This is a genomic window from Delftia sp. WSY_7 (genome assembly GCF_043104845.1).
Lineage (GTDB): Bacteria > Pseudomonadota > Gammaproteobacteria > Burkholderiales > Burkholderiaceae_C > Comamonas > Comamonas tsuruhatensis.
Window position 1 is genome coordinate 99,791 of record NZ_JBICLB010000014.1, and the last position, 21,302, is coordinate 121,092.

Consider the following 21,302-nt stretch of genomic DNA (forward strand, 5'->3'; position numbering starts at 1 on the left):
GTTCTGGAGGGAGTCAAACCTGGGCTGCACCTGCTGCGGCTACCGCGCCCGCAGCGCGCGAGGCCAGGGCCTGGAGCATGGCGCACAGCGATGCCTGCAGCGGCAGCGGCCATTCGGCCGGGGGCAGCAGGCGGTCGGCGGCCATGTCGCGCAGGGCAAAGCCTTCGATGTCGATCTCATGGCCGGGCTCGTAGTACGGCATGGCCGCGCTGTGCAGCAGTTCCACGCGCCAGCGCTGCACGGCAAAGTCCCGCAGGTGCAGGTAGATGCCGGGGCCATCGCACACGGGGCCGGCATGAAAGCGCCATGGCCCTGCCAGGCCGTCCAGCGCCTGCTGCGTGAGCCGTATCGGTGCCAGGGGCTGCAGCAGTTCCGGCTGCCACTGGCTGGCCAGCGGCAGGTCGGCGGGCGCATCGACCTGCTCGACCAGGGCCTTGAGGCCGTAGTCGGCCAGGCATTCGCGCCACTGCGCACGCTCCTGCTCGGTGGCCTGCGCGGGGTGCCACAGGGCGATGCGGCCCTCGGCCGGCAGTTGCACCGCGTCGCTGTCGGCATCGACCAGGGACAGGTCCTCGGCAATGCGCAGGCTGAACGGCTGGCCGGCCGCGGGCTCCACCCGCCAGACCAGGCCCTGTGCCACCACGCGCAGCAGCGGGTGTTCCAGGAAGAGGCTGCGCCAGGTGGCCAGCGGCCAGTGCCGGCCCAGCATCAGGCAGGACTGCAGGCGCGGCGCCTGCTGCTGCAGCACGGCCTTGATGCCCTTGGACAGCGTCTTGAGCCGCGCGGCGGCCGCCTCCCACTCCGTGCGCAGGCCCTCGTCGGCCAGGGCCGGCAGGCTGCGCGCCAGCTTGCCGGCCGGTGTGCGCAGGCGCAGCGACAGGTCGCCCTGCAGCAGCACGTCATAGGTCTGCGCGCCCACCTGCAATTGCACGCCCCGGCCCAGGTCGAAGTCCGGGGTCAGCTCGTCGCCGAGGTCGGCCAGCGCCATGCCGCGCCGCGTGGCGGCCTCGGCCAGCACGGCCTGCGCGGCGGCCAGCACGCTGGGCTTGAGGGTCTTGCCGGTGGCCAGGGCCTGCACGCAGGACAGGGCATAGACCGTGTCGAGCCGGCCCAGCTGCTGCAGCGCGACCACGGCGCGCTCCTTGCGCGTCTTGTGCCAGGCCAGGGCGGCCGAGGACAGCACATCGACGATGCGGTCGTCCGCCGCGCCGGGCAGCAGCTTGAGCACCCAGCGCGATTCGGGCGCGCCATCGGCAGCCACCCAGTGCTGGACCAGAGCCAGGGCCAACCGCGCACGGTTCTCCGCGCCGGCCTGGGCCAGCAGCTGGTGGGCCAGCGCAGGCAGCTCCTGCGGGCTGGTGGCCGCCAGGTGCAGCAGCGCGCGCGCGGCCTGGGCCGACAGGGGCGCGAGCAGGTCCAGCAGCGCCGGCTGGTCCAGCGCGGCAATGGCGGGCGACAGGCGCTGCAGGCTGGCGGCCTGGGCTTCAAGCTCTGCCAGGGAGCCGGCATCGCTGCCCGCTGGCATGGCCTCGCCGCCAGGTGACCCGGCTGCGTCCGCAACCGGGGCTGCGGCACCCAGATCCTTCAGTCGCGCCTGCACCGGGCCTTGCTCGGCCACGTCCAGCAATCCACCCGACAGCAGTGCCGACAGCAGGCTGCCAGACGCCGGATCAGGATGGGCCACCAGCACATCGCGGTAGGCCAGCACCAGATTCTTGTTGGGCTTGGCCAGCCAGCCGGCGGCCTGGGGCGCATCCACGGGCAAGGCAGACAGCGCCTGTGCCAGCGCCGCACGCAAACCCTTGGAGGCACTGCCGGAGGCGGCCTTGCCCAGTTGCGGCAGCAGCCGCTGCAGCGTGTCCACGCGCAGCGCGGGCAGCAGGTGCGTGAGCGGGCCGGCGGCCAGCCGGGCCAGGTCGCCAGGGCGATCGGCAAGCAAGGTTTCGGCCACCGGGGCGTAGCCGGCGCGGTCGGATTCGTGCTTGCAGCCGTCTGCGCAGGCCGGCAATAGCAGCGGCAGCAGGGCCGGCCACCGGGCTTCCCACAGCCGCTGCGCCACGGCGGGATTGATCGCCAGGTGGCCCAGTTGCTTGAACCAGGCGGCCAGGGGCGCAGCGTCGGTCTGCAGCATGCGCTCCACCAGGGCACGGTCATGCGGCCAGTCATCGTCCGAGGCAAAGCACAAGGCCTTGAACAGGTCCTGGGCCAGCAGGTCGCGGCGCGCGGCATCGGCCGTCTCCCAGCGCGATGCGATCAGCACGGGCTCGGGCAGGCGCAGCTGGTCAAGCACGGCGGGGAATTGCGCAAAAAAATCCCGCCACAGCGCCCAGCGCTGCGCTGCAGGCCGCGTGCGCTGCAGCGGCAGCTGGCGTTGGACGATGTCGCGGCTGAGCTGGCCGCCGCCGTCCTCGATGGCCATGGCCAGCAGTTCGGGCTCGGGCAGCTGGTGCAGCAGGTGCTGCCACTGGCAGTAGTACTGCGCGCCGGGCGCAATGCCGGCCTTTGCGCTCAGTTCCCGCGCCCAGCGCAGCAGGGCGGTGATCTCGGCACTGGACATGCCTTCATGGCCCAGCACGCCAAACACCTGCCTGAGCACGAGGTCGTAGCCATCGCGCAGTCTCCAGGGCTGGTGGCTGCGGCTGCCCCAGTCATCCAGCCAGGCGCGGGCCAGTGCCGTCAGCTCTGCGGTCAGCTCGGCACTGCGCCGGGGCACGCCCGGGTTGCCTCCATAGAACTGTCCCAGCGGAAGGCTGATGCGTGCCAGCGCCAGCCACAGCGCGTGGTCGCGCTGCCAGGGCGCATGCTCGCCGGGCAACTGGTGCAGCCGCTCCTGGCACAGGCTGCTGCTGTCGCGCAGGAAGTCCGCCACCTCGGCATCGCGCCCCTGGGCCAGGCGCTTTGCCAGTTCGGCGGCAAAGGCCGGCATGCCCTCGCGCCCGGCCGGCGCGGCCGTGTGCAGTTCGTACAAAGCCTGCAGGGGAAGCGCTGCTGTCTCGTTGTTGCTCATGGTCTGTGGAGTCTTCGGTGATGGGCGGTCGGCCGGCCAACGTTTCAAGGGAGCAAAGGTTCACAAAGACAAGGGCTCAGGCAGCCGCCTTGGCCGCCAGGGCCAGCCACTGGCCTTGCAGCGTGGCCAGCAGCGGCTTGGGCAGCCGCGCCGGGTCGGCGCTGGCCCCGTAACCCTTGCTCAGGTCGTGCACGCGCAGGCCTTCCACGGCCACGGGCAGGCCCAGGTCCAGGTAGGGCGGGAAATAGCCGTGCGACAGCTCCAGGCTCAGCTCCAGCGCGGGCAGGCGCCACACATGCTCGTTGATGCTGGGGCCATCGCCCACGGGGCCGGGCCGGTAGCCGAACTTCTTGAGCATGGCGCCGAGCTGCTCCTGCGCCAGCGTGATCGGCGCGGGCGGCAGCAGCATGCCGTTCCTGAACTGGCTTGGCGCGGGCTGCTCGGCGCAGGCGCCCAGCTGGTCGACCAGGGGCTCCAGCTCATAGTCGGCCATGTAGGCCTGCCAGGCCTCGCGCTCGCCGGGCTGGGCCGTGGCCGGGTGCCAGAGGCTGATGCTGCAGCCAGCGGGCAGGGTCACGGTTTCATCCTCCACATCGACCAGCGAGAAGTCCTCGGCCAGGCGGAAGCTGGTGCGCGCCAGGCCCGGCGCATCCTCTGCGCGCCAGATCAGGCTGCGCCCAACGATGCGCAGCAGCGGGTGGGCCACGAACAGCCGCTGCCAGCGATCCAGCGGCCAGCGCTTGCCGCTGACCAGGGCCGCCAGCATGCGCGGCGCCTGTTGCTTGACCACGGTCTTGAGGCTGGTGGACAGGGTCTTGAGCTGCGCGGTGGCGGCCTCCCATTCGGGCTTGAGCGCCTCGTCCTTGACCGCAGGAATGGTCTTGCTGGCCTTGTTCCTGTCGTTGATGACGCGCAGGCTCAGATCGCCCTGCAGCTCCACGCGGTAGCTGTGCGGCCCGACCGTGACCGTCAGGCCCTGGCCCAGGCCGAAGTCGGGGGTCAGCTCGTCGAAGAGCTCGGGCACGCTCATCTTGCGGCGGGCAGCGGCGGCACGCAGGGCGCTGCGCGCCGTGCGCTGCACCTGGTCCTTGAGCGAGCGCGATTCGGAGATCTCCTGCACGCGCAGCAGAGCGTAGAGGCTGTCCACCTCGCCCAGATGCTCGACAGCGGCGGCCGCGCGCTGCAGGCGCGGGCGGTTCCAGGCCTGGACGGCGGCCACCAGCGCATCGACCACGCGGTCATCGGCATGGCCGGGCAGCAGCCTGAGCGCCCAGCGCTGCTTGGGTTCGCCCTCGCAAGCAATCCATTGCTGCACCAGGGCCAGCGCTAGGCGGGCACGGTTGTCGGCCGGAATGCGCGCCAGCAGCTCGCCGGCCAGCGGCGGCAGGCCGCCTTCGGCAATGGCGGATACGTGCAGCAGCACGCGGGCCGCGTGCTCGGACAGCGGCGCGCACAGCGCCAGCAGCTCGGGCGTGTCGAAGGGCTTGATGGCCGCGCTCAGGCGCTTGATGGAGGCGATCTGGGCTTCCAGGTCCACGCCGCCAGCGGCAGACGCTGGCGATGCGGCATCCGCCTGGCTTTCTTCCGATGCCGAGGCGCCCTGCCCGGTCAGGCCCAATTGGTTCAGCCGCTGCTGCACGCTGCTGGCCGAGGCCGCATCCAGCTTGCCGCCGGCCAGCAACTGCGCCAGCAAGGGACCGACGGCGGGGTCGGGGTGGGCCAGCAGCACGTCGCGGCAGGTCAGCAGCAGGTTCTTGGGCGGCTTGTTCAGCCAGCCGGCATCCACCAAGCTGGCCAGCGGAATATGGGCGGCCAGGCCGGCCATGGCGGCGCGCAGGCCCTTGGCGCTGCTGCCTGCGATGAGCGGGGTCAGGGTGGGCAGCGTGGCCTTCAGGCTGGCGGTGTCGAACGCGGGCAGCACATTGACCAGGTCCTTGACAGGCACCTCGGCCAGATCGGCCGGGCGGCGGGTCACCAGTTCGCGGATCGCGCTGCGGTAGCGGCGCAGCTCGTCCTCGCGGTCGCAGCGCTGGGCCATGGCCGGCAGCAGCAGGGGCAGCAAGGCGGCATCGTCCTGCTTCATGACATGCATGGCCAGCGCCAGGCTGATCCGATAGCCGCCGTTCTCACGCAGCTGCCTGGCAAAGGGCGCGGGATCCTCGGCCACCAGGCGGTCCAGCAGCTGCAGCGCACGGGTACGCTCCCCGCCCTGGGCATGGCCCAATTGGCCCATCAGGGTGCCCGCCAGTTCCTCACGCCGTGGGGCATCTGCGCTGGCCCAGCGCTGCTCTATCAGGTCCGGATCGCCTATGTAGGTCTGGTCATACAGCTCGGGATGCGCGGCAAAGAAGCCCATCCAGGACTTCCAGCCCTGCCCCTTGGGCTGCTTGGGTTGGCGCTCTTCGCGGTAGTGCACTATCACATCGGCGAACAGCTTGCCGCCCACGGCGGCGTAGCGCTGCAGGTCGGCATCGTTCAGCTGGGCGATCAGCCGCTTCCAGGGCGCGTGGTACTCGGTGTCGGGCTTGTACTCACCTTCCTTGCGCAGGGCCAGCGTCCAGTCCAGCGTGGCCGTCACTTCCTCGTAGGGCATGCCTGGATAGCAGAGCCAGGGCACCAGGTTGCCCAGCACCATGCCTATGCCTTTGAAGACCGGCAGATCCGCGCTGCGGGCATGGGCCAGCCATTGCTCGGCCATCACGCGCACTTCGGCGGCCACCTTGGCATTGGTCAGCTTCTCGCTGAGCCCTGCCGGCGCATGGCCGCGCGGCACCGTGAGCCGTGCCAGGGCCAGCCAGCGCTCACCGTCATGTGTCCAGGGCGATTCGCTGCTGTTCAGGCGCCCCAGCATGTAAAGGCAGCGCTCCTCGCAATCACGCAGGAAAACCTGCACCTCATCGGCCCGCCCGTCATGAAGCCGGGCATCAAGTTCGGCGGCAAAGGCCTCTTCGCTGAGGCCTTCGTCCAGCCGGTCATAGAGATCGCTCAGGGAAGCTGCGTGAAGATCGGTAGTGCTCATAAAGATGAGGAGATGAACAATGTGGGCAGCCGCAAACCGGGGCCTGCCGGGATGGAGACGGGGGTGGAGCCTGCACGGGATGGACGCAAAGGTTCTTGATCCATTCGGACAGTTCCTCGGAAAACTCACAGATTCATGCCCTGCGTATGTCGTCAGCTTCGGAAAAATCTGTAGCGCCGTCGGCAAGGAATGCGCCATTGTTCAGCGGCACGCGCGCGGCGCGGGCGCCGATCTTGTCAGGTCGCGGACCCGGGCACTTGACAGGCTGTCAAGCAGCCGACTGCCACCGCTGCGGGCAATGGACTGTACTGGGGACTTTTCGCCCAGGCGTACTGCCCGGCCCCGCCATGCCGCCGATACCATGGACCGCGACATGACCCCGGAGACACCCCATGCCCATGCCCCTGTCCCAGACGCACAAGCTCTTTGACGACGACGCCTACCTGGACCGCTGCGAAGCCACCGTGATCGCGGTCAGCCCCGAAGGCATCGAGTTGGATGCCACGGTCTGCTATGCCCGCAGCGGCGGCCAGGCCGGAGACACCGGCACGCTGATCCTGGCCGACGGACGCAGCCTGGCGGTCATCGACACCGTCTATGCCGATGACCGCCAGCGCATCCTGCATGTGCTGCAGACCGATGCGCCGCCCCAGGTCGGCGAGCGCGTGCAGGTAGCCATCGACTGGGACAGGCGCCACCGTCTGATGCGCCTGCACACCTGCCTGCACCTGCTGGGCGTGCTGGTGCCCGTGCCCGTGACGGGCTGCAGCATCTCGCCGGACTCGGCACGCCTGGATTTCGACCTGCCTGAATCCACGCTGGACAAGGCCGATCTGACGGAGCGCCTGAACGCCCTGATCGCCGCCAGCCATGCCGTGAACGTGGACCGCATCACGCCCGAGCAATTGGCCGCCCAGCCCGACCTGGTACGCACCGCAGGCGCGGCGCCCCCGGGCGGCACGGCGACGATCCGCATCATCGACATCGCCGGCCTGGACCGCCAGCCCTGCGGCGGCACGCATGTGCGCAGCACGGCCGAGATCGGCACGGTGGCCGTCACCAAGATCGAGAAGAAAAGCCGCACCAACCGGCGCGTGGTCGTGCAGTTCGCCTGAGGCCTGCAGGACCTGCCTGGCCTGCCAGACCTGCCTTGGCTGCCGCCCCGCGCCTCAGGACATCCAGGACCTGGGCGCCGAGGGGCCACCCGGCTCACGGGACCCCTCGCCGCCCGGAGCCACCCCTTCGGGCTGGCTGCCGGACTTTCGCATCAGCTGCAGGATCTGATCGAGCTTGTCCTGCTCGACGGCGATCGAGTGCAGCCTGAACAGCACGTACGGAATGAGGACGCTGGCACAGGCCATGCCCGCCAGCGCCGTCTGTTGCTGGGAGCTGTCGACGAAGAACGCCGTCAGCAGAAAGATGGCGCCAATGACAGCGCCTATGAAAACCATCACTCTCATAAACCCCCTCTATGTTCCGCAATCGTACCCAAATGTGACTGAGGTGAGTAGAGGCATGCGAGCTGTGGGGTTGCCCGTCGCCAAAAGACGACGGACGGCAAGTGATTCCGGGCGACAGCCACCGCGCATACCGTGCCGGCGTGACGCCATACCGCATGCTTGGAGCGCAGGTCTTCGAACTGTTTTGACTTGATTCAAATCAACCCGTCCTCCCCCATCCTGTCTATGCTGGAGGCAGCCATACAAAGCATCCATGGCGACAGACCGCCTGCCGGTCCATGGCCACCGGATGCCAGCCACCTCACCCGCTTTTCAAGGAGAAAACAATGGCAATGCAATGGAAACCCGTCCTCTTGGCCCTCGCAATGACTGCCGTCGCCGCACCTGTGCTGGCCGCCGACTGCGCCGTCGAGATCGAAGGCAATGACGCCATGCAGTTCAACAAGCCCACCATCAGCGTGCCCGCCAGCTGCAAGCAGTTCACGGTCAAGCTCAAGCACGTGGGCAAGCTGCCCAAGACGGCCATGGGCCACAACTGGGTACTGAGCAAGACGGCCGACCTGCAGCCCGTGGCCAATGACGGCATCGCCGCCGGCGCCGCCAAGGACTTCGTGAAGGACAAGGACGCCCGCGTGATCGCCCACACCAAGGTGATCGGCGGCGGCGAGACCGACTCCGTGACCTTCTCCACCGCCGCCCTGAAGGCGGGCGAGGCCTACAGCTACTTTTGCTCCTTCCCCGGCCATTCCGCGCTGATGAAGGGCACGCTGACGCTGGCCAAGTAAGCCGGCGATCTGCCCTGGCCCGGGACCCTGCGCCCTACCCGGCGGCACTTCGGTGCCGCTTGTCGTTTCCGCCCCTCACATTTGCGGGACCGGGCAAGCCACGCTTGCCTGGCCTGCCGGTCCCTGCCGGTCCCTGCCGATGCATGCCGATCCGTGCCGTTGTGCGCTGCCTCTCAGTGCCGGCTGGCGGTCCTGCCGTGCGGGCGGCCCTGCATTTCCATGCAACCCTTTTGCATCAGGCGCAGCAGCAGCTGGGTCCAGCTGGCGTCGGCCCATTTGGTGCTTTCCAGCACCAGGGACCGTGCCGACTGCAGGCCGTCGCCGGGCTGCAGCTCCACGCGGAAACTGCCGCGTTCACGCTGGGCCGTGACGGCCACCACGCTGCCCAGCAGGGCGATATCGAGGGAAGGGCGCGGGCCTTGCGGGCCGTCCAGGTCCACGCGCAGCACGCAGCCGGGGCGCAGTTCGTAGGTCCAGCGGTGGTCGGCATGGCCGGCCGCGCCCATGGCGTTCATTTCGGCAAGCCGCTGCTCCTGCGTCATGTCGTAGGGGCTGATGATGGGCGCCTGCTGCTGCGGATAGCCCTGCACGCCGTCCAGGCAGGCGGCCATGAAGACCACGGCCGCCGCGCATGCCAGCAGTTTCCAGGCGCAGCGCGGGGCCCGTCGTTCAACGCGGTGCATGGGCTGCTCCTGCGTCTTCGTCGCCGGGCACCTGCAGCGACACGTCCACGCGCATGGCCAGCACCTTGTCGATGGCCTTGCCGTCCATGTCCACCACCTCGAAGCGCCAGCCTTCCCATTGCACGGTGTCGGTGACACGCGGCAGCCGGCCCGTGAGCAGCATGACCATGCCGGCCAGCGTGTGGTAGCGGCCGCGCTCCTCCTCGGGCACGGTGGCCAGCTCCAGCCGGTCCTTGAGCTCGGGCACGGGGATGTGGCCGTCCAGCAGCCAGCTGCCGTCCTCGCGCTGCAGCGCCCAGGAGTTGCGCGGATCGCGGGGCTGGAATTCGCCCGTGATGGCCTCCACCAGGTCCTGCAGGGTGACGATGCCCTGGACCTCGCCGTACTCGTCGATCACGAAGGCCATGTGCACGTCGGACAGCCGAAAGCTCTCCAGCAGCTCCATGCCGGTGATGGTCTCGGGCACATAGAGCGCGGTCTGCATGGGCTGGTCGGTCAGGCCCTGATCCTTGCCCTGCAGCGCGCGCGACAGCCACTGGCGCGCGTTGAGCACGCCGATGATGGAGTCCATGCCGCCGCGCACCACGGGAAAGCGCGCATGGTCGGACTGCTCGATCACGCGCAGGTTGTCCTCGAATGGCGCATCGGCATCCAGGCAGACCACGTCGCTGCGCGGCACCATCAGCGAGCCGATCTGGCGGTCGTCAAGGCGGAACACGTTGCGCACCATGGTGTGCTCGTGCGATTCGATGACGCCGGCCGTCGTGCCTTCGGCCAGCATGGCGTGGATCTCTTCCTCCGTGACGGCGCTGCCGCTGTTTTCCTTGACGCCCAGCAGGCGCAGCAGCGCATGGGTGGACACGGACAGCAGCACCACGAAGGGCTTGGTCAGATGGGCCAGCCAGTTGACTGGGCGTGCGATCAGGCGCGCAAAGGTCTCTGGGTAGGTCTGGCCGATGCGCTTGGGCACCAGCTCGCCGACGACGATGGAGAAGTAGGTGATCAGCACCACCACCAGCGCCGTGGCCGTGTAGCCGCCATAGGGCGAGGGCACGCCCAGGCGCTGCAGCCACTCGGCCAGGGGAGCGGCCAGCGCGGCCTCGCCGACGATACCGTTGAGCACGCCGATGGAGGTGATGCCGATCTGGATGGTGGACAGGAAACGCGTGGGGTCGGCCCCCAGCTGGGCGGCTGCGGCGGCGCCGGCGTCCCCCTCGTCTATGAGTTTTTGCAGGCGAGCCTTGCGCGCCGTCACCAGCGCGATCTCGGACATGGCGAAGACGCCATTGAGCAGGATCAGCGCAAAAAGAATGGCAATTTCCATGATGCTTGTTCTGGGAACCGGGAGCCGCCGCTGCGGCAAAAAGGGCCCATGCTGCGCTGGGTCCGGAGAGATTGGAAGCGATAGGCCAGCCCCGCAGACGGGGCATGCCGGACAGGACCCGGCGAACGGCGTGGATGCCGCATGCGCCGACCCGGCGGAGCCAACGGCCCCGGCAGGTCGCAAAGGGGATCAGGCCGCCCGGGGAGGCCGGTCGGGCGGGGCCAGGCTGCGCCACGGTCCTTCGCGAAGGCTGCTGGCGACATGGCGATCGGCCTGCAGCCGAGGGGCATCCACGCCATCGACGGCATGCATGACATCGGGGAGGTCCTGCTGATCGTCCATCAGCGCATGGTCGAAGTCATCGAGCAGGGAGGCCGTGTCCACCAGCGGCGTTGCCGTGCGCTGCACGCTGGCGCAGGCGGCGCCGGCCGGCTCGCAAGCGGCCCCCGGCAGGGCCCGCCATGGCACAAGCCCCAGCGTGGACAAGGCCACGCTGACGACGAAGTGCAGGGAAAAAGCCACGATGAACCATCTGGACATGGTCCGGGGATTTTATCCATGCGCCGCACCCGCGGGCAGGCACCGCGCCTGCCCACCGCTGCCTGCCACTGTCCACGGCTGTTCGCCGTTTCCTACAAGCGGCGCGCCGGCGCCGTGGAAACATGCGCCACGGCCCACTCTCCGCCCTTTGCCATGAAAGCACTCCATACCCTTTTCACCGTCGTGCACGCGCTCATCGCCCTGCTGTTTTCGCTGGCGGCCATCGCCCTGCTGTGGATTGCAGGCCTCAAGGGCTGGAACGCCATGGCGCATGGCGTGGATGGCGATTCGGGCCTGCGCATCGTCGAGGCGCTGGGCATTCTGGCCTCGGGCGTGGTCGCGCTGCAGATCGCCCAGACCATCACCGAAGAGGAGGTCATACGCGAGGCCCATATCAGCGGCCCCACGCGCGTGCGCCGGTTTCTCTCGCGCTTTCTGGTGGTGCTGGTCGTGGCCCTGGCCGTCGAAGCCCTGGTCGCTGCCTTCAAGACGCAGGAAGAGCCGGCCCACCTGCTCTATCCCGCCGCCCTGGTCAGCGCCGTGGGTGTCCTGCTGCTGGGCTGGGGTGCCTTCATCCACCTCAACCGCTCCGCCGAGGAGCTGGAGCCCGAGGCCATGGAACAGGCCAAGGGCGAGGACCACAAGGTGAACAAGGATTGATGGCAGGCAGCTTCCCTTCGGGTTGCCTGCATTCGTGCGAACAGGCCCTAATATGGGTATCAGCCCTTGAAGCAATTCATGGAAGGTGGATGCCGCCCGCCCCGGCCGGCAACGCACAGGAGCCCGCCATGCCCGAATCTCTTGCCCCGACGGCCGCGACGGCCTTGCCCGACGCGCAGCCCTCCTCGCCACGCCAGGAAAAACTGTCCGATGTCAGCGAGACCTTGCGCATTCCACTGGCCGCCCGCGCCCTGGGCGAGCGGCTGTTTCCCGGCATGGCCGTCAGTGACGCCCACGCCTTGGACACCCTGACCCAGCTGGGCGACGACGGCAGCCGGTGGCTGCAGGACCGGCAGAGCATCTACGGCGTGCTGGCGCGCACGCACTGCTTTCGCGCGCTGGCGCAGGACTTCTTGCAGCGCCAGCCGCAGGGCCATGTGGTGAACCTGGGCTGCGGCCTCAGCGACTATTTCCAATGGCTGGACAACGGGCAGATGCACATGACGGATGCGGACCTGGGACCGGTGACCGCGCTGCGCAGGCAGCTGCTGCCCCGGCAATCGGAGCGCCAGGAGATCCGCGAATTCGACCTGGCCGATGCCGACTGGTGGCAGCGGCTGGGACTGCCGGCCGACAGGTCCGGGCCTGCGGTGTTCATGATGGCCGAGGGCGTTTCCATGTACCTGCAGCCAGAGCAGATGCAGGCGCTGTGGACCACGTTTGCGCAACGCAGCCCGCCGGGCTCGGAGCTGGTGTTCGACGCCATGTGCTGGCTGGCGGCCGGGCGCGCAAGCCAGCACCCTTCGGTCCGGCTCACCCAGGCCCAGTTCCATTGGGGCCTGCGCCGCGAGGCCGATCTGGCGCAAGCCCATCCCCGCCTGCAGCTGGTGGCCGCGCACCAGGTGATGGAAGGCTACGGCCCGCCCTACTCGCTGGTGGGGCCGGCATTCCGCTGGACCTTTGGCGTGCACTTCTATGCCATCTACCAGCTGAAGTCGGTCGAGACGGCGGCTTAGGCCGATTGCGCAGCCGCAACGAAAGATGCCCGGTCAAGCCGGGCATCTTTGCTTCAAGGAAGCAGGATCAGCCTGCGTCGGCCGCGCTGGAAGACAGGGCCAGGGCCAGGCCTTGCACCAGGTCTTGCCCGGGCTGCCATTCGCGCACAAAGCGGTTGCGCGGCGGCCGCAGGGCTTCGCGGCCGGCCGAGACGGGCGTGCCCACATACAGCAGGCCGACGAGCCGGTCATGGGGCTCGAATCCCAGGGCCTCGCGCACGCGCGCATCGTGGCTGTTGGCGCCGCTGGCCCAGAAGCCGCCAAAGCCCAGGATGTGCAGGGCGTTGAGCATGTTCATGGCGGCAGCGCCACCGGCCAGCAGTTGCTCGCTCTCTGGCACCTTGTGCTCGGGCTGCAGGTGCACGCCCAGCGCAATGATCAGCGGGGCGGACAAGGCCTTGGCGCGGAATCGCTCGGCGTCGGCCTGCGGGTCGCGCGCCCTGGCGGCCTGCACGAACACCTCGCCCAGCGCATGGCGCGCATCGCCCTGCACCAGCACGAAGCGCCAGGGCCGCAGCTGCCCGTGGTCGGGGGCGCGCAGTGCGGCATCGATGACGGTGTCGATCACGTCTGCGCCCGGCGCCGGGTTCTGCAGCGGCCAGCGCGACTGGCGCGACATCAGCAGGTCCAGGGCGGCGCGCTGCTCGGGGGTCAGGGATCTGTCGTTGGTGCTCATTCGTTGTCCTGCAGCGCAGGCTGTCTTGCCTGCTCGGGCTGTGCCGGTGATTCGGGTGGCAGCTGCGAGCACGCGCTGCAATGGCCGTACAGGGCCAGGCGGTGGTCGGCCAGGCGGTAGCCGTGGGCCTGGGCCACCTGGTGCTGCAGCGCCTCGATGTGGTCGTTGCTGAATTCATCCACGCGTCCGCACTGCAGGCAGATCAGGTGGTCATGGTGCGGCCCCTCGTTGAGCTCGAACACCGCCTTGCCGCTTTCAAAGGTCTGGCGCAGCAGCAGGCCCGCCGCCTCCAGCTGGGACAGCACGCGGTAGATGGTGGCCAGGCCCACTTCGGCACGCCGCTCGGCCAGCAGGCGGAACACGTCCTCGGCATGCAGGTGGCGCGATGCGCTCTGCCTGAAGATTTCCAGCACCTGCATGCGCGGCAGCGTGGCCTTCAGGCCCACGCTGCGCAGTTCGGGTTCGCCACCCGGGCTCAGGGGCATCTTGCTGCGTGTCATGCGGTCGTGTCTCCGTGGCTCAGCGTCATGGCGGGGTTGTCGCCGCCGTCGGCGCCCCGGTGTATGCGGACGATGCGCAGCGCATCGGGCTGCTCCACCAGCACGCAGGTCTTGCCCGTGCGCTGGCAATGGTCCTGCACGCGCCAGTACTCGCCGTGGCTCAGGCAGCCGGTCTGGCAGATCACCAGGTCGGCCTCGCGCAGGCTGGCCTCGAAGGCCTCGGCGTCCTGTTCGGGCTCCCGCGCATGCGCGCCCGCTGCAGGCACGGCGGGCTGCGCCAGGGGCGCGGCCGATTGGCGCTGCCAGCGTGCGCGCTCGCGCAACAGGTCCTGCACGCGCACCAGCAGCGACTCCACGCGCCGCGCCAGCGTGACGCGGCGCGAGAGGCCGGGAATGGCCTTCTCCAGCGCCTCGCGCTCCTCGCGCGCCCACAGCAGCTGGGTTTCCTTGGCCATCAAGGCCGCGCGCTGGCGGATCACCAGCCTTTGCAGCCTCTCTATTTCCTGGGCTTGAAGGCACAGCAGCTCGCTGCTGCGCAACTGGGCGTGGCCGTAGCCACGCAGCAGCACCTGGTGCTCGTGCGCCAGCTGCTGAATGTCGTCCAAGGTCTGGGTCATGGTTTCCTCGGCAAACCTGAGCATCGCGCGGCGGTCGCGCGAAGGCCTGTGCGCATGGCCGCGTGCGGCACGGGCCGGGCTTGCCGGCAAGGCGGTGTGCTGCGGTGCAAGCCGGATGCGTCGGCAAATCAGTGAGAATGATTCTTATTAAATCATGAAATGCCGGCCGTCAAACCGATGACCGTACGCCGTCTGGTGCAAAGGCCGCACCGGCGCAGATGCGCTTGCAGGGCGGCTGTCAGCGCCCTGCCATGTACGGCAACGCAGGCCTGCGCCCGGCCTGCCGTTGCCTGTCCGATCCGCTCAAAGACCCTTGAGCAGCCGCCCGTTGACCTCGGTGCCGTACAGCGAGTACGGGTTGTCGTGGAACTGCTTGCGCGTGTCGGCCACGTTGCCGGTGAAGCGCGGGTCCTGGGGGCGCTCCATGCTGTTGATGTAGGTGGCCACGTCCCAGGCCTCCTGGTCATCCAGCGTGGGGTTGCCGTAGGGCATGTTGCCCTTGATGAAGCTGGCGGCCTTGTCCACTTCGTGCGTGCCCGCGCCCCAGTTGTAGGACTGCTTGCCCCACAGCGGCGGGAACACGGTTACACCGCCTACTTCCTGGCCCTGGCCCTGAGGGCCGTGGCACAGGGCGCACTTGGCCTCGTACACCTTGGCGCCGCGCTCGAAGCTGGGCTCCTGCGCGGCCTTGCCCACCTTGGTGAAGCCCGCGCCGGGCAGCTTCTCGCCCGTGGGCGCCTTCTGCGCCATCCAGTAGGCATAGGCCTCCAGCGCCACGAGGATGTCGTGGCCGTCGTCGGGCGCCTTGCCGTTCATGCTGTACATGAAGCAGCCGCGCACGCGCTCGGCGAAGGTGTCCACGTGGTTGGTCTTCTTGCGGTAGGCCGGGTACAGCGGGTAGGCACCCCACATGGGTGCGGCGCCCTTGAGCCGGCCTGCGTCCAGGTGGCAGTTCACGCAGTTGAGGGTGTTGCCCGAAAAGCCCACGGCGTTGGCCGGCGTGCGCAGGAAGATGGCCTCGCCACGGCGGATCCACTCGCCCATGGGGGTGTCCGGAATGTCGCGGGCACCGGGCGGCGTGAAGGCTGCGCCGTCGGCAGCCCCCTGAACGGGCTGGGCATCGGGCTTTGCGGGGACAGCAGCGGGTGCGGCGGGTGCGGCGGCCACGTTGACCGGCACGTCAGGCCGGGCAGGACGGCTGACGTACATGCCATAGGCGAGTGTGCCCGCCAGACCGGCGAACAGGCAGGCAACGACGATGTATTCGGCGGTGTTGGAACTGCCGGGGGCGGGATTGCGTGGTGTGTCGGACATGATCAGCTCCCGGTCCATCAGGGTTTGGCCGGCGCGGAGGCCGTGGCTGCGGTGGCTGTGCCCGCGCCATGCAGGCGGGCGTAGTAGGACGCCACCGCCTGGATGTCTTCGGGCGTGAGCTTGCGGGCGATCTTGCCCATCAGGCCCAGGGGGCCGGCCTCGCGCTGGCCCTTGTTCCAGGCGGCGACCTGGCTTTGCATGTAGTCGGCCGTCAGGTGGCCGATGGCGGGGAAGTCCGCTCCCACGCCCACGCCGCCAGGGCCATGGCACTGGGCGCAGGCAGGAATGCCGTCGGCCCAGCGGCCACGTTCGACCAGCCAGGCGCCGTCATCGTCCTTGCCCTTGGGCAGCGGGCCGCGCACGGGCTGGATGGGAAGCGGCAGGCTGGCGTAGTAGGCCGAGACGTCGGCACGGTCCTGGGCCGACAGGGCCTTGGCCATGGGCGCCATCACGGGCGCCTGCCGGCTGCCGTCGGCCAGGTGCTGCAGCTGGCGCGCCAGATAGCCGGCGTGCTGGCCGGCCAGGGCCGGAAAGCCCGCCATGCCCTCGCCCTTGGCGCCGTGGCAGGTGGCACAGGCCGCCGCGCCCTGGGGCGTGCCCGCCTGGGCGATCTTCTGGCCAGCGGCAGCGTTGCCTTGCACTGCCGCCTGCGCAGCGGAGGTGTCTTGTGCCCAGGCGCCGCCCATCGGCATGCAGATGCCGACAGCAATGGCGATGCACGACCGGGACAGGGTCTGTTTGTTCATGCGGTTCATCGTGGGAAGAGGCTGTTGCCCTGCCATGCGTGGGCGCCGGCAGGTGCGCGGCAGCGGCGGACAGGGTCAGTTCTGGATACCTGCGGCTGCCCCCGCACGGCGCAATGCCTGCGCGGCTGGCCAGCCAGGTCGGCACGATACGCAGCGCAGATTAAGTCGGCGTTAATGCGCCGGCGTCGGTGCGCTCTCGTCAGTGCGTCGGCACCAGTGCGCCGGCGCCCGCCGCCAACGGCAGATAAAGGCGTGCGACCAGCCCGCTCGCATCGCCTTCTTCGGGCCGCCACAGGCTGCGCGGCTGCAGCAGCAGGCAGCCGCCTGCGCATTCGGCGATGCGCTGCACGATGGGCAGGCCCAGGCCGCTGCCATGCTCCTGGGGACGCTTGCGCCAGAAGCGGCGCGTGGCCTCTTCGCATTCCTCGGCGCTGAGCCCCGGGCCATGGTCGGCCACGGTGAACTCCACATAGCCTGAGCCCGGCTGCTGTGTCTTGCCCGGCATGGCGCCAATGGGCCGCACCGCCAGTTCCACGGCATGCTGCGGCGCATGGCGCAGGGCGTTTTCCAGCAGATTGCGCAGGGCCGAGACCAGCAGGGGCTCGGAGATGGCCAGCGGCCAGGCGCCGTTGCCGGGCTGCTGGTGCGTGTCCAACCATTGGCGCTGCGCCGGCGCCGGTGCTCCGGCGCTCACGGCATTCACCGCCAGTTGCCAGGCCTTGTCCAGCGCCTGCAGCGCATCGGCAGGCGCATCGCCGCAGGCCAGCGCATTGGCGGCACCCGGTTCATGCTGCTCCAGCCGCGCCAGCAGCAGCAACTGCTCCAGCGTGTGCTGCAGGTGCTCCACGCCCTCGCCCGCCTGGGCCAGCGAATCGCGGGCCATGGAGCCGGGCGGCGCGGCCAGAAGGCCAGCAGGCATGCCGGGCGCCGCCAGCGCCATCTGCGCCACCTGCACATGGGTCTTGATGGCGGTCAGCGGCGTGCGCAGCTCATGGGCCGCGTCGTCGCTCCAGCGGCGCTCGCGGTCGATGGCCGCGCGCACGCGGTGCAGCAACTGGTTGAGCGTGCCCACCAGCGGCGCCAGCTCGCGCGTCTGCAGGCCCTGGGCCATGGGCGAATCGTCGCCGGGCGGGCGGCGCGCCAGCTCGCGCCGCAGGGCCTCCAGCGGCCTGAGGCCCTGGGTCACGGCCCACCACATCAGCCCCATGCTGGCCAGCAGCGCCAGCACGAAGGGCAGGACGATGGTGTAGGCAAAGCCGTGGATCAGGCCCTCGCGCACATCGATGCGGTCGGCCGTGGCGATGCGCACGCCGTGGTCCTCCAGCACATAGGTGCGCCAGGGCTTGCCCCCCTTGATGATGGTCGAGAAGCCCAGCGGCATGCTCTGCGGGAACACGGGGCTGCCCTCGGTCTTGGCCAGCACCTGCGGCAGGGCCGATTCGGGCCGCACGGGCTGGACCTCGCCGCGCACCAGGCTGACCTCGCAGGCCACGCCGTCGCGCGCGATCACGTTGAGCATGGGGCTCCAGTCCTGCGGCAGCTCCCGGGCAGGCCGGAACTGGTGGACGATGCCGGCCACCATGCGCGCCGAGGCGATCAGCCGGTCATCCAGCACGGTGCGCAGCTCGTTGCGCATGTCCGAGAACATCCAGGCCGCCACCCCGCCCCACAGCGTGCACAGCGCCAGGCACAGACATGCCAGCAGGCGCACGCGCAGGCTGCGCATCATGGGTGCAGGCCCAGGCGGTAGCCCTCGCCGCGCACCGTCTCCACCAGTTCATGGCCCAGCTTGCGGCGCAGGTGGTGCACATGCACGTTGACGGCATTGCTCTCCACGTCCTGGCTGTAGCCGTAGAGGCTGTCGCGCAGTTGCTCGGTACTCAGGATGCGGCCCGGCGACTGCAGCAGCGCGCGCAGCAGCGACCACTCGCGGCGCGACAGCTCCACGGTGCGGCCCTGGCGCTGGATATGGCCGGCAGCGGGGTTGATGCGCACCTCGCCCAGCTCGATCCAGTCCACGCTGCGGCCGGCCGCGCGGCGCAGCAGCGCATGCAGGCGCGCCGCCAGTTCGTGCAGGTCAAAGGGCTTGACCAGGTAATCGTCGGCGCCGGTCTGCAGGCCTTCGATGCGCTGTGACACGGCATCGCGCGCCGTCAGCACCAGCACGGGCACCTGCAGGCCCTGGCCGCGCCAGCGCGCCAGCAGCGAGAGGCCATCCTCGTCCGGCAGGCCCAGGTCCAGCACGCAGGCATCGAAATGCGAGGAACGGATGGCCGCATCCGCCTGCCCGGCCGAGGCCACGGTATCCACGCCAAAGCCCTGCAGCTGCAGGCCGGCCCGCACGCCGCTGGCCACCAGCGCGTTGTCTTCCACCAAGAGAACATGCATGTTGTTGTCCGCAGGGCCTGGCGCCAGGCCCCGCCGTCTGTATCCAAGTCGGGAACGAAAAGCGACTGAGCATCGCAGATTTGCCGCGCTGGCGCGGCGGCGTGCCGAATTTCGCAGGCGGGTGCACAAGAATGCGGCCAGGCGGCCCGCTCAGGGCCGGGCCAGCAGCCCGCCCAGCAGCAGGTCCAGCGCCGCCGCGCCGCGCTCCAGCCGCAGGTCGGCGTCCTCGCCCTCGGCAATCCAGAAAGCCGCTTCGGCCAGGCTGCCGTAGATCAGCGATGCCAGCGCCTGCGGATCGGCCCGGGCCACGATGCCCTGCGCCATGAGGTCCGCAATCAGTGCCTGCATGGACGCAATGCAGTGGCGCTGCGATTGCGGCAGCGCTCCGCCCAAAGCCGCGCGCGCATCGCGCAGCACGATGCGCTGGATTTCAGGCTCCAGCGCCATTTCCAGGTAGGCCTGGCAGCGACTGCGAAAGCCCTGCCAGGGATCCCGGGCATGGGCGGTGATGGCCTTCAGGCGTTCATCCACCTCGGCATCGATCTGCTCGACCACGGCCGCCAGCAGGCCCTGCTTGTCGCCGAAATGGTGGTACAGCGCGCCCCGCGTCAGGCCCGCCTGCGCGGTGAGATCGTCCATGGAGGCATCGGCGTAGCCCTGCTCTCCAAAGGCCTTGCGGGCCGTGGCCAGCAGCGTGGCGCGGGTTTCTTCCATCTCGGCGCGGGTGCGGCGGACCATGGCCAATCTCCTTACATACGGCGTGCATGATTATTTACATACGCTTTGTATGTATATAGGATTCTATTCATACGCAGCGTATGTATTTTCTCTGTCCCGCGACGGCGGTGCAACACCCCCCACCTGTTTGAAGGGATCTGGACCATGAATTCGTCTTCCTCCACGCGGCCCGAACGCGCCGCGCGCCGCCCGTGGCTGGCCGTGTCCGCCGTGGGCCTGGCCACCTTTTCCGTGGTGACCACGGAAATGCTGCCGGTCGGCCTGCTCACATCCATTGCTGGCAGCCTGGGCACCTCCATGGGCAGGGCCGGCCTGATGATCTCGCTGCCGGCGCTGCTGGCCGCGCTGTTCGCGCCGCTGGTGGTGATGGCGGCGGGCGGCATGGACCGGCGCCGCATCCTGTGCGGACTGCTGGCCCTGCTCGTGCTGGCCAACCTGGCCTCGGCGCTGGCGCCGTCGCTGATCTGGCTGCTGGCCGCGCGCGTCCTGGTGGGCTTTTGCATGGGCGGCATCTGGGCAATCGCGGGCGGGCTGGCGGCACGGCTGGTACCCCAGGCGTCGATGGGCCTGGCAACCTCCATCATCTTTGGCGGCGTGGCGGCGGCCTCGGTGCTGGGCGTGCCGCTGGGCGCGCTGATCGGCGATTTCGCGGGATGGCGCTGGGCATTCGGTGGCATGGCAGGCTTCAGCGCACTGGTGCTGGCGCTGCACATGGCCGTTCTCCCCGCCCTGCCTGCCACAGGCTCGGCCAGCCTGCGCCAATTCAGTCATCAGCTGGCCAACCGCAGGCTGCAGGCCGGGCTGGCACTGACGCTGCTGCTGGTGGCCGGGCATTTCATGTCCTTCACCTTCGTGCGCCCGCTGCTGCTGACGGTGTCCGGGTTCGATGCGCAATGGATGAGCGCGCTGCTGCTGGCTTACGGCATCGCGGGCATTGCGGGCAACTTCCTGGCGGGCATCATCGCGGCGCGCCGCACGGTGCCGAGTCTGGCGGCGATCGCCCTGGGCCTGCTGCTGGCGCCTGTGCTGTTCCTGTCCGTGGGCGACTCGCCAACCGGTGGTGGCGCCGTGCTGCTGGTCTGGGGCCTGGCCTACGGCGGCGTATCGGTGGGACTGATGACCTGGATGATGCAGGCTGCGCCACGCGCCGTGGAAATTGCCACGGCGCTGTACGTTGGCGTCTTCAACATCGGTATTGCGCTGGGCTCATGGGCAGGCGGCCAGCTGGTCGATGGCTGGGGGCTGCACGCCACGCTCTGGCTGTCTGGCGGCTTGGCCGCTGCGGCCTTGCTGCTGTCTGCGGCCATGGGATTGGTTGGGACTGGAAGCAAAGCAGATTGGGGCCATCAACAGGCAAAGAATCACCAAGTCTGAATTACGCAGGAACTTCAGGACAAGTCCTATGTCACCTCGGAAATATCCTGAAATATTTCGGAATTTTCCTTGTCATCCACAGCGGAAATTCGCGCAATTACCAATGCACAATCCAAGCCTTGCCCTCACGGATTCGCATCGCTCGTGACCCCGTATTCCGCTTGATGGAAGGATATGCAATGAACGAACTTCAGACACGGCTTATCGTCGTGTGTGTGCTAACCCTTGTCGTCGTCATGCTCGTTTCCAAATACAAGATAGTGAAGCCATCGACTTCATCGAAAAACAAGCTGGTTTTCAAGGCATCCCTCTTCATTGCCATTTCTTTCGGGGCATTTGCAGCACTCTGGAATAAGTTCTGACACTCGATCCATGAGATGGATTTTCTTGCGAGCGCAAGAGGGGCGCTGCCGCCC

The 21,302-nt window shown here is 68.9% G+C and carries 20 protein-coding genes; 6 read left to right on the forward strand and 14 right to left on the reverse strand.

Annotation, left to right across the window (positions count from 1 at the left end; translation table 11 throughout):
- Nucleotides 1–13: 13 nt before the first annotated feature.
- The gene (locus ACF8ME_RS06725) at nt 14–3,007 is read right to left on the reverse strand and encodes a DUF4132 domain-containing protein (RefSeq protein WP_392415777.1); all 2,994 of its coding nucleotides are present in this window, start codon (nt 3,005–3,007) and stop codon (nt 14–16) included.
- Nucleotides 3,008–3,083: 76 nt separating this feature from the next.
- Nucleotides 3,084–6,026, reverse strand: coding sequence for a DUF4132 domain-containing protein (locus ACF8ME_RS06730; protein ID WP_392415778.1), 2,943 nt, complete (start codon nt 6,024–6,026; stop codon nt 3,084–3,086).
- A gap of 392 nt (nt 6,027–6,418) precedes the next feature.
- Here ACF8ME_RS06730 and ACF8ME_RS06735 point away from each other — a divergent pair, with 392 nt between their 5' ends.
- Nucleotides 6,419–7,141 (forward strand): alanyl-tRNA editing protein, encoded by a 723-nt coding sequence (locus tag ACF8ME_RS06735; RefSeq protein ID WP_392415780.1) that lies wholly within the window; start codon nt 6,419–6,421, stop codon nt 7,139–7,141.
- A 54-nt stretch (nt 7,142–7,195) separates the two neighbouring features.
- Here the strand turns inward: ACF8ME_RS06735 and ACF8ME_RS06740 are convergent, their stop codons facing one another.
- Nucleotides 7,196–7,477, reverse strand: a complete 282-nt coding sequence (locus tag ACF8ME_RS06740) for a hypothetical protein (protein WP_227468558.1) — start codon at nt 7,475–7,477, stop codon at nt 7,196–7,198.
- Between the two features lie 335 nt (nt 7,478–7,812).
- On the opposite strand from ACF8ME_RS06740, the gene azu reads away from it, so the two are divergent.
- Entirely contained in the window at nt 7,813–8,271 is a 459-nt protein-coding gene (azu, locus tag ACF8ME_RS06745; protein WP_016446217.1) for an azurin, read from the forward strand.
- A 173-nt stretch (nt 8,272–8,444) separates the two neighbouring features.
- Here the strand turns inward: azu and ACF8ME_RS06750 are convergent, their stop codons facing one another.
- The 3 genes from ACF8ME_RS06750 to ACF8ME_RS06760 all read right to left on the reverse strand — a co-directional run bounded on the left by ACF8ME_RS06750 (nt 8,445) and on the right by ACF8ME_RS06760 (nt 10,818).
- Nucleotides 8,445–8,954, reverse strand: a complete 510-nt coding sequence (locus tag ACF8ME_RS06750) for a hypothetical protein (protein ID WP_047327407.1) — start codon at nt 8,952–8,954, stop codon at nt 8,445–8,447.
- Entirely contained in the window at nt 8,941–10,278 is a 1,338-nt protein-coding gene (locus tag ACF8ME_RS06755; RefSeq protein WP_043790510.1) for a hemolysin family protein, read from the reverse strand. The genes ACF8ME_RS06750 and ACF8ME_RS06755 overlap by 14 nt, the downstream gene beginning before the upstream one ends.
- A 189-nt stretch (nt 10,279–10,467) precedes the next feature.
- A complete protein-coding gene (locus ACF8ME_RS06760; RefSeq protein ID WP_074921334.1) occupies nt 10,468–10,818 on the reverse strand; it encodes a hypothetical protein in 351 nt (116 codons plus the stop codon).
- 153 nt (nt 10,819–10,971) lie between these two features.
- Here ACF8ME_RS06760 and ACF8ME_RS06765 point away from each other — a divergent pair, with 153 nt between their 5' ends.
- Complete coding sequence (locus ACF8ME_RS06765) at nt 10,972–11,478, forward strand: hypothetical protein (protein ID WP_026061999.1); 507 nt, start codon at nt 10,972–10,974, stop codon at nt 11,476–11,478.
- A 128-nt stretch (nt 11,479–11,606) separates the two neighbouring features.
- Entirely contained in the window at nt 11,607–12,494 is an 888-nt protein-coding gene (locus ACF8ME_RS06770) for a class I SAM-dependent methyltransferase (protein WP_016446222.1), read from the forward strand.
- 67 nt (nt 12,495–12,561) lie between these two features.
- On the opposite strand, the gene ACF8ME_RS06775 is transcribed toward ACF8ME_RS06770, so the two are convergent.
- The 8 genes from ACF8ME_RS06775 to ACF8ME_RS06810 all read right to left on the reverse strand — a co-directional run bounded on the left by ACF8ME_RS06775 (nt 12,562) and on the right by ACF8ME_RS06810 (nt 19,512).
- Nucleotides 12,562–13,209: a nitroreductase gene (locus ACF8ME_RS06775; protein ID WP_392415783.1), complete on the reverse strand. Its 648-nt coding sequence runs from the start codon at nt 13,207–13,209 to the stop codon at nt 12,562–12,564.
- The gene (gene fur, locus ACF8ME_RS06780; RefSeq protein ID WP_047327410.1) at nt 13,206–13,709 is read right to left on the reverse strand and encodes a ferric iron uptake transcriptional regulator; all 504 of its coding nucleotides are present in this window, start codon (nt 13,707–13,709) and stop codon (nt 13,206–13,208) included. The genes ACF8ME_RS06775 and fur overlap by 4 nt, the downstream gene beginning before the upstream one ends.
- Complete coding sequence (locus ACF8ME_RS06785; protein ID WP_016446225.1) at nt 13,706–14,326, reverse strand: DUF2325 domain-containing protein; 621 nt, start codon at nt 14,324–14,326, stop codon at nt 13,706–13,708. The genes fur and ACF8ME_RS06785 overlap by 4 nt, the downstream gene beginning before the upstream one ends.
- Nucleotides 14,327–14,629: 303 nt before the next feature.
- On the reverse strand, nt 14,630–15,640 hold the full coding sequence (locus ACF8ME_RS06790; RefSeq protein ID WP_026061998.1) for a c-type cytochrome: 1,011 nt from the start codon (nt 15,638–15,640) through the stop codon (nt 14,630–14,632).
- 17 nt (nt 15,641–15,657) lie between these two features.
- Nucleotides 15,658–16,395, reverse strand: a complete 738-nt coding sequence (locus ACF8ME_RS06795; RefSeq protein WP_016446227.1) for a c-type cytochrome — start codon at nt 16,393–16,395, stop codon at nt 15,658–15,660.
- Nucleotides 16,396–16,585: 190 nt separating this feature from the next.
- Complete coding sequence (locus ACF8ME_RS06800) at nt 16,586–18,115, reverse strand: ATP-binding protein (RefSeq protein WP_392415784.1); 1,530 nt, start codon at nt 18,113–18,115, stop codon at nt 16,586–16,588.
- The gene (locus tag ACF8ME_RS06805) at nt 18,112–18,774 is read right to left on the reverse strand and encodes a response regulator transcription factor (RefSeq protein ID WP_012206042.1); all 663 of its coding nucleotides are present in this window, start codon (nt 18,772–18,774) and stop codon (nt 18,112–18,114) included. The genes ACF8ME_RS06800 and ACF8ME_RS06805 overlap by 4 nt, the downstream gene beginning before the upstream one ends.
- Before the next feature lie 150 nt (nt 18,775–18,924).
- On the reverse strand, nt 18,925–19,512 hold the full coding sequence (locus tag ACF8ME_RS06810; RefSeq protein ID WP_392415786.1) for a TetR/AcrR family transcriptional regulator: 588 nt from the start codon (nt 19,510–19,512) through the stop codon (nt 18,925–18,927).
- A 144-nt stretch (nt 19,513–19,656) separates the two neighbouring features.
- On the opposite strand from ACF8ME_RS06810, the gene ACF8ME_RS06815 reads away from it, so the two are divergent.
- Complete coding sequence (locus ACF8ME_RS06815; RefSeq protein ID WP_392415788.1) at nt 19,657–20,886, forward strand: MFS transporter; 1,230 nt, start codon at nt 19,657–19,659, stop codon at nt 20,884–20,886.
- Between the two features lie 179 nt (nt 20,887–21,065).
- Nucleotides 21,066–21,248: a hypothetical protein gene (locus ACF8ME_RS06820; RefSeq protein WP_034366011.1), complete on the forward strand. Its 183-nt coding sequence runs from the start codon at nt 21,066–21,068 to the stop codon at nt 21,246–21,248.
- Nucleotides 21,249–21,302: the final 54 nt, after the last annotated feature.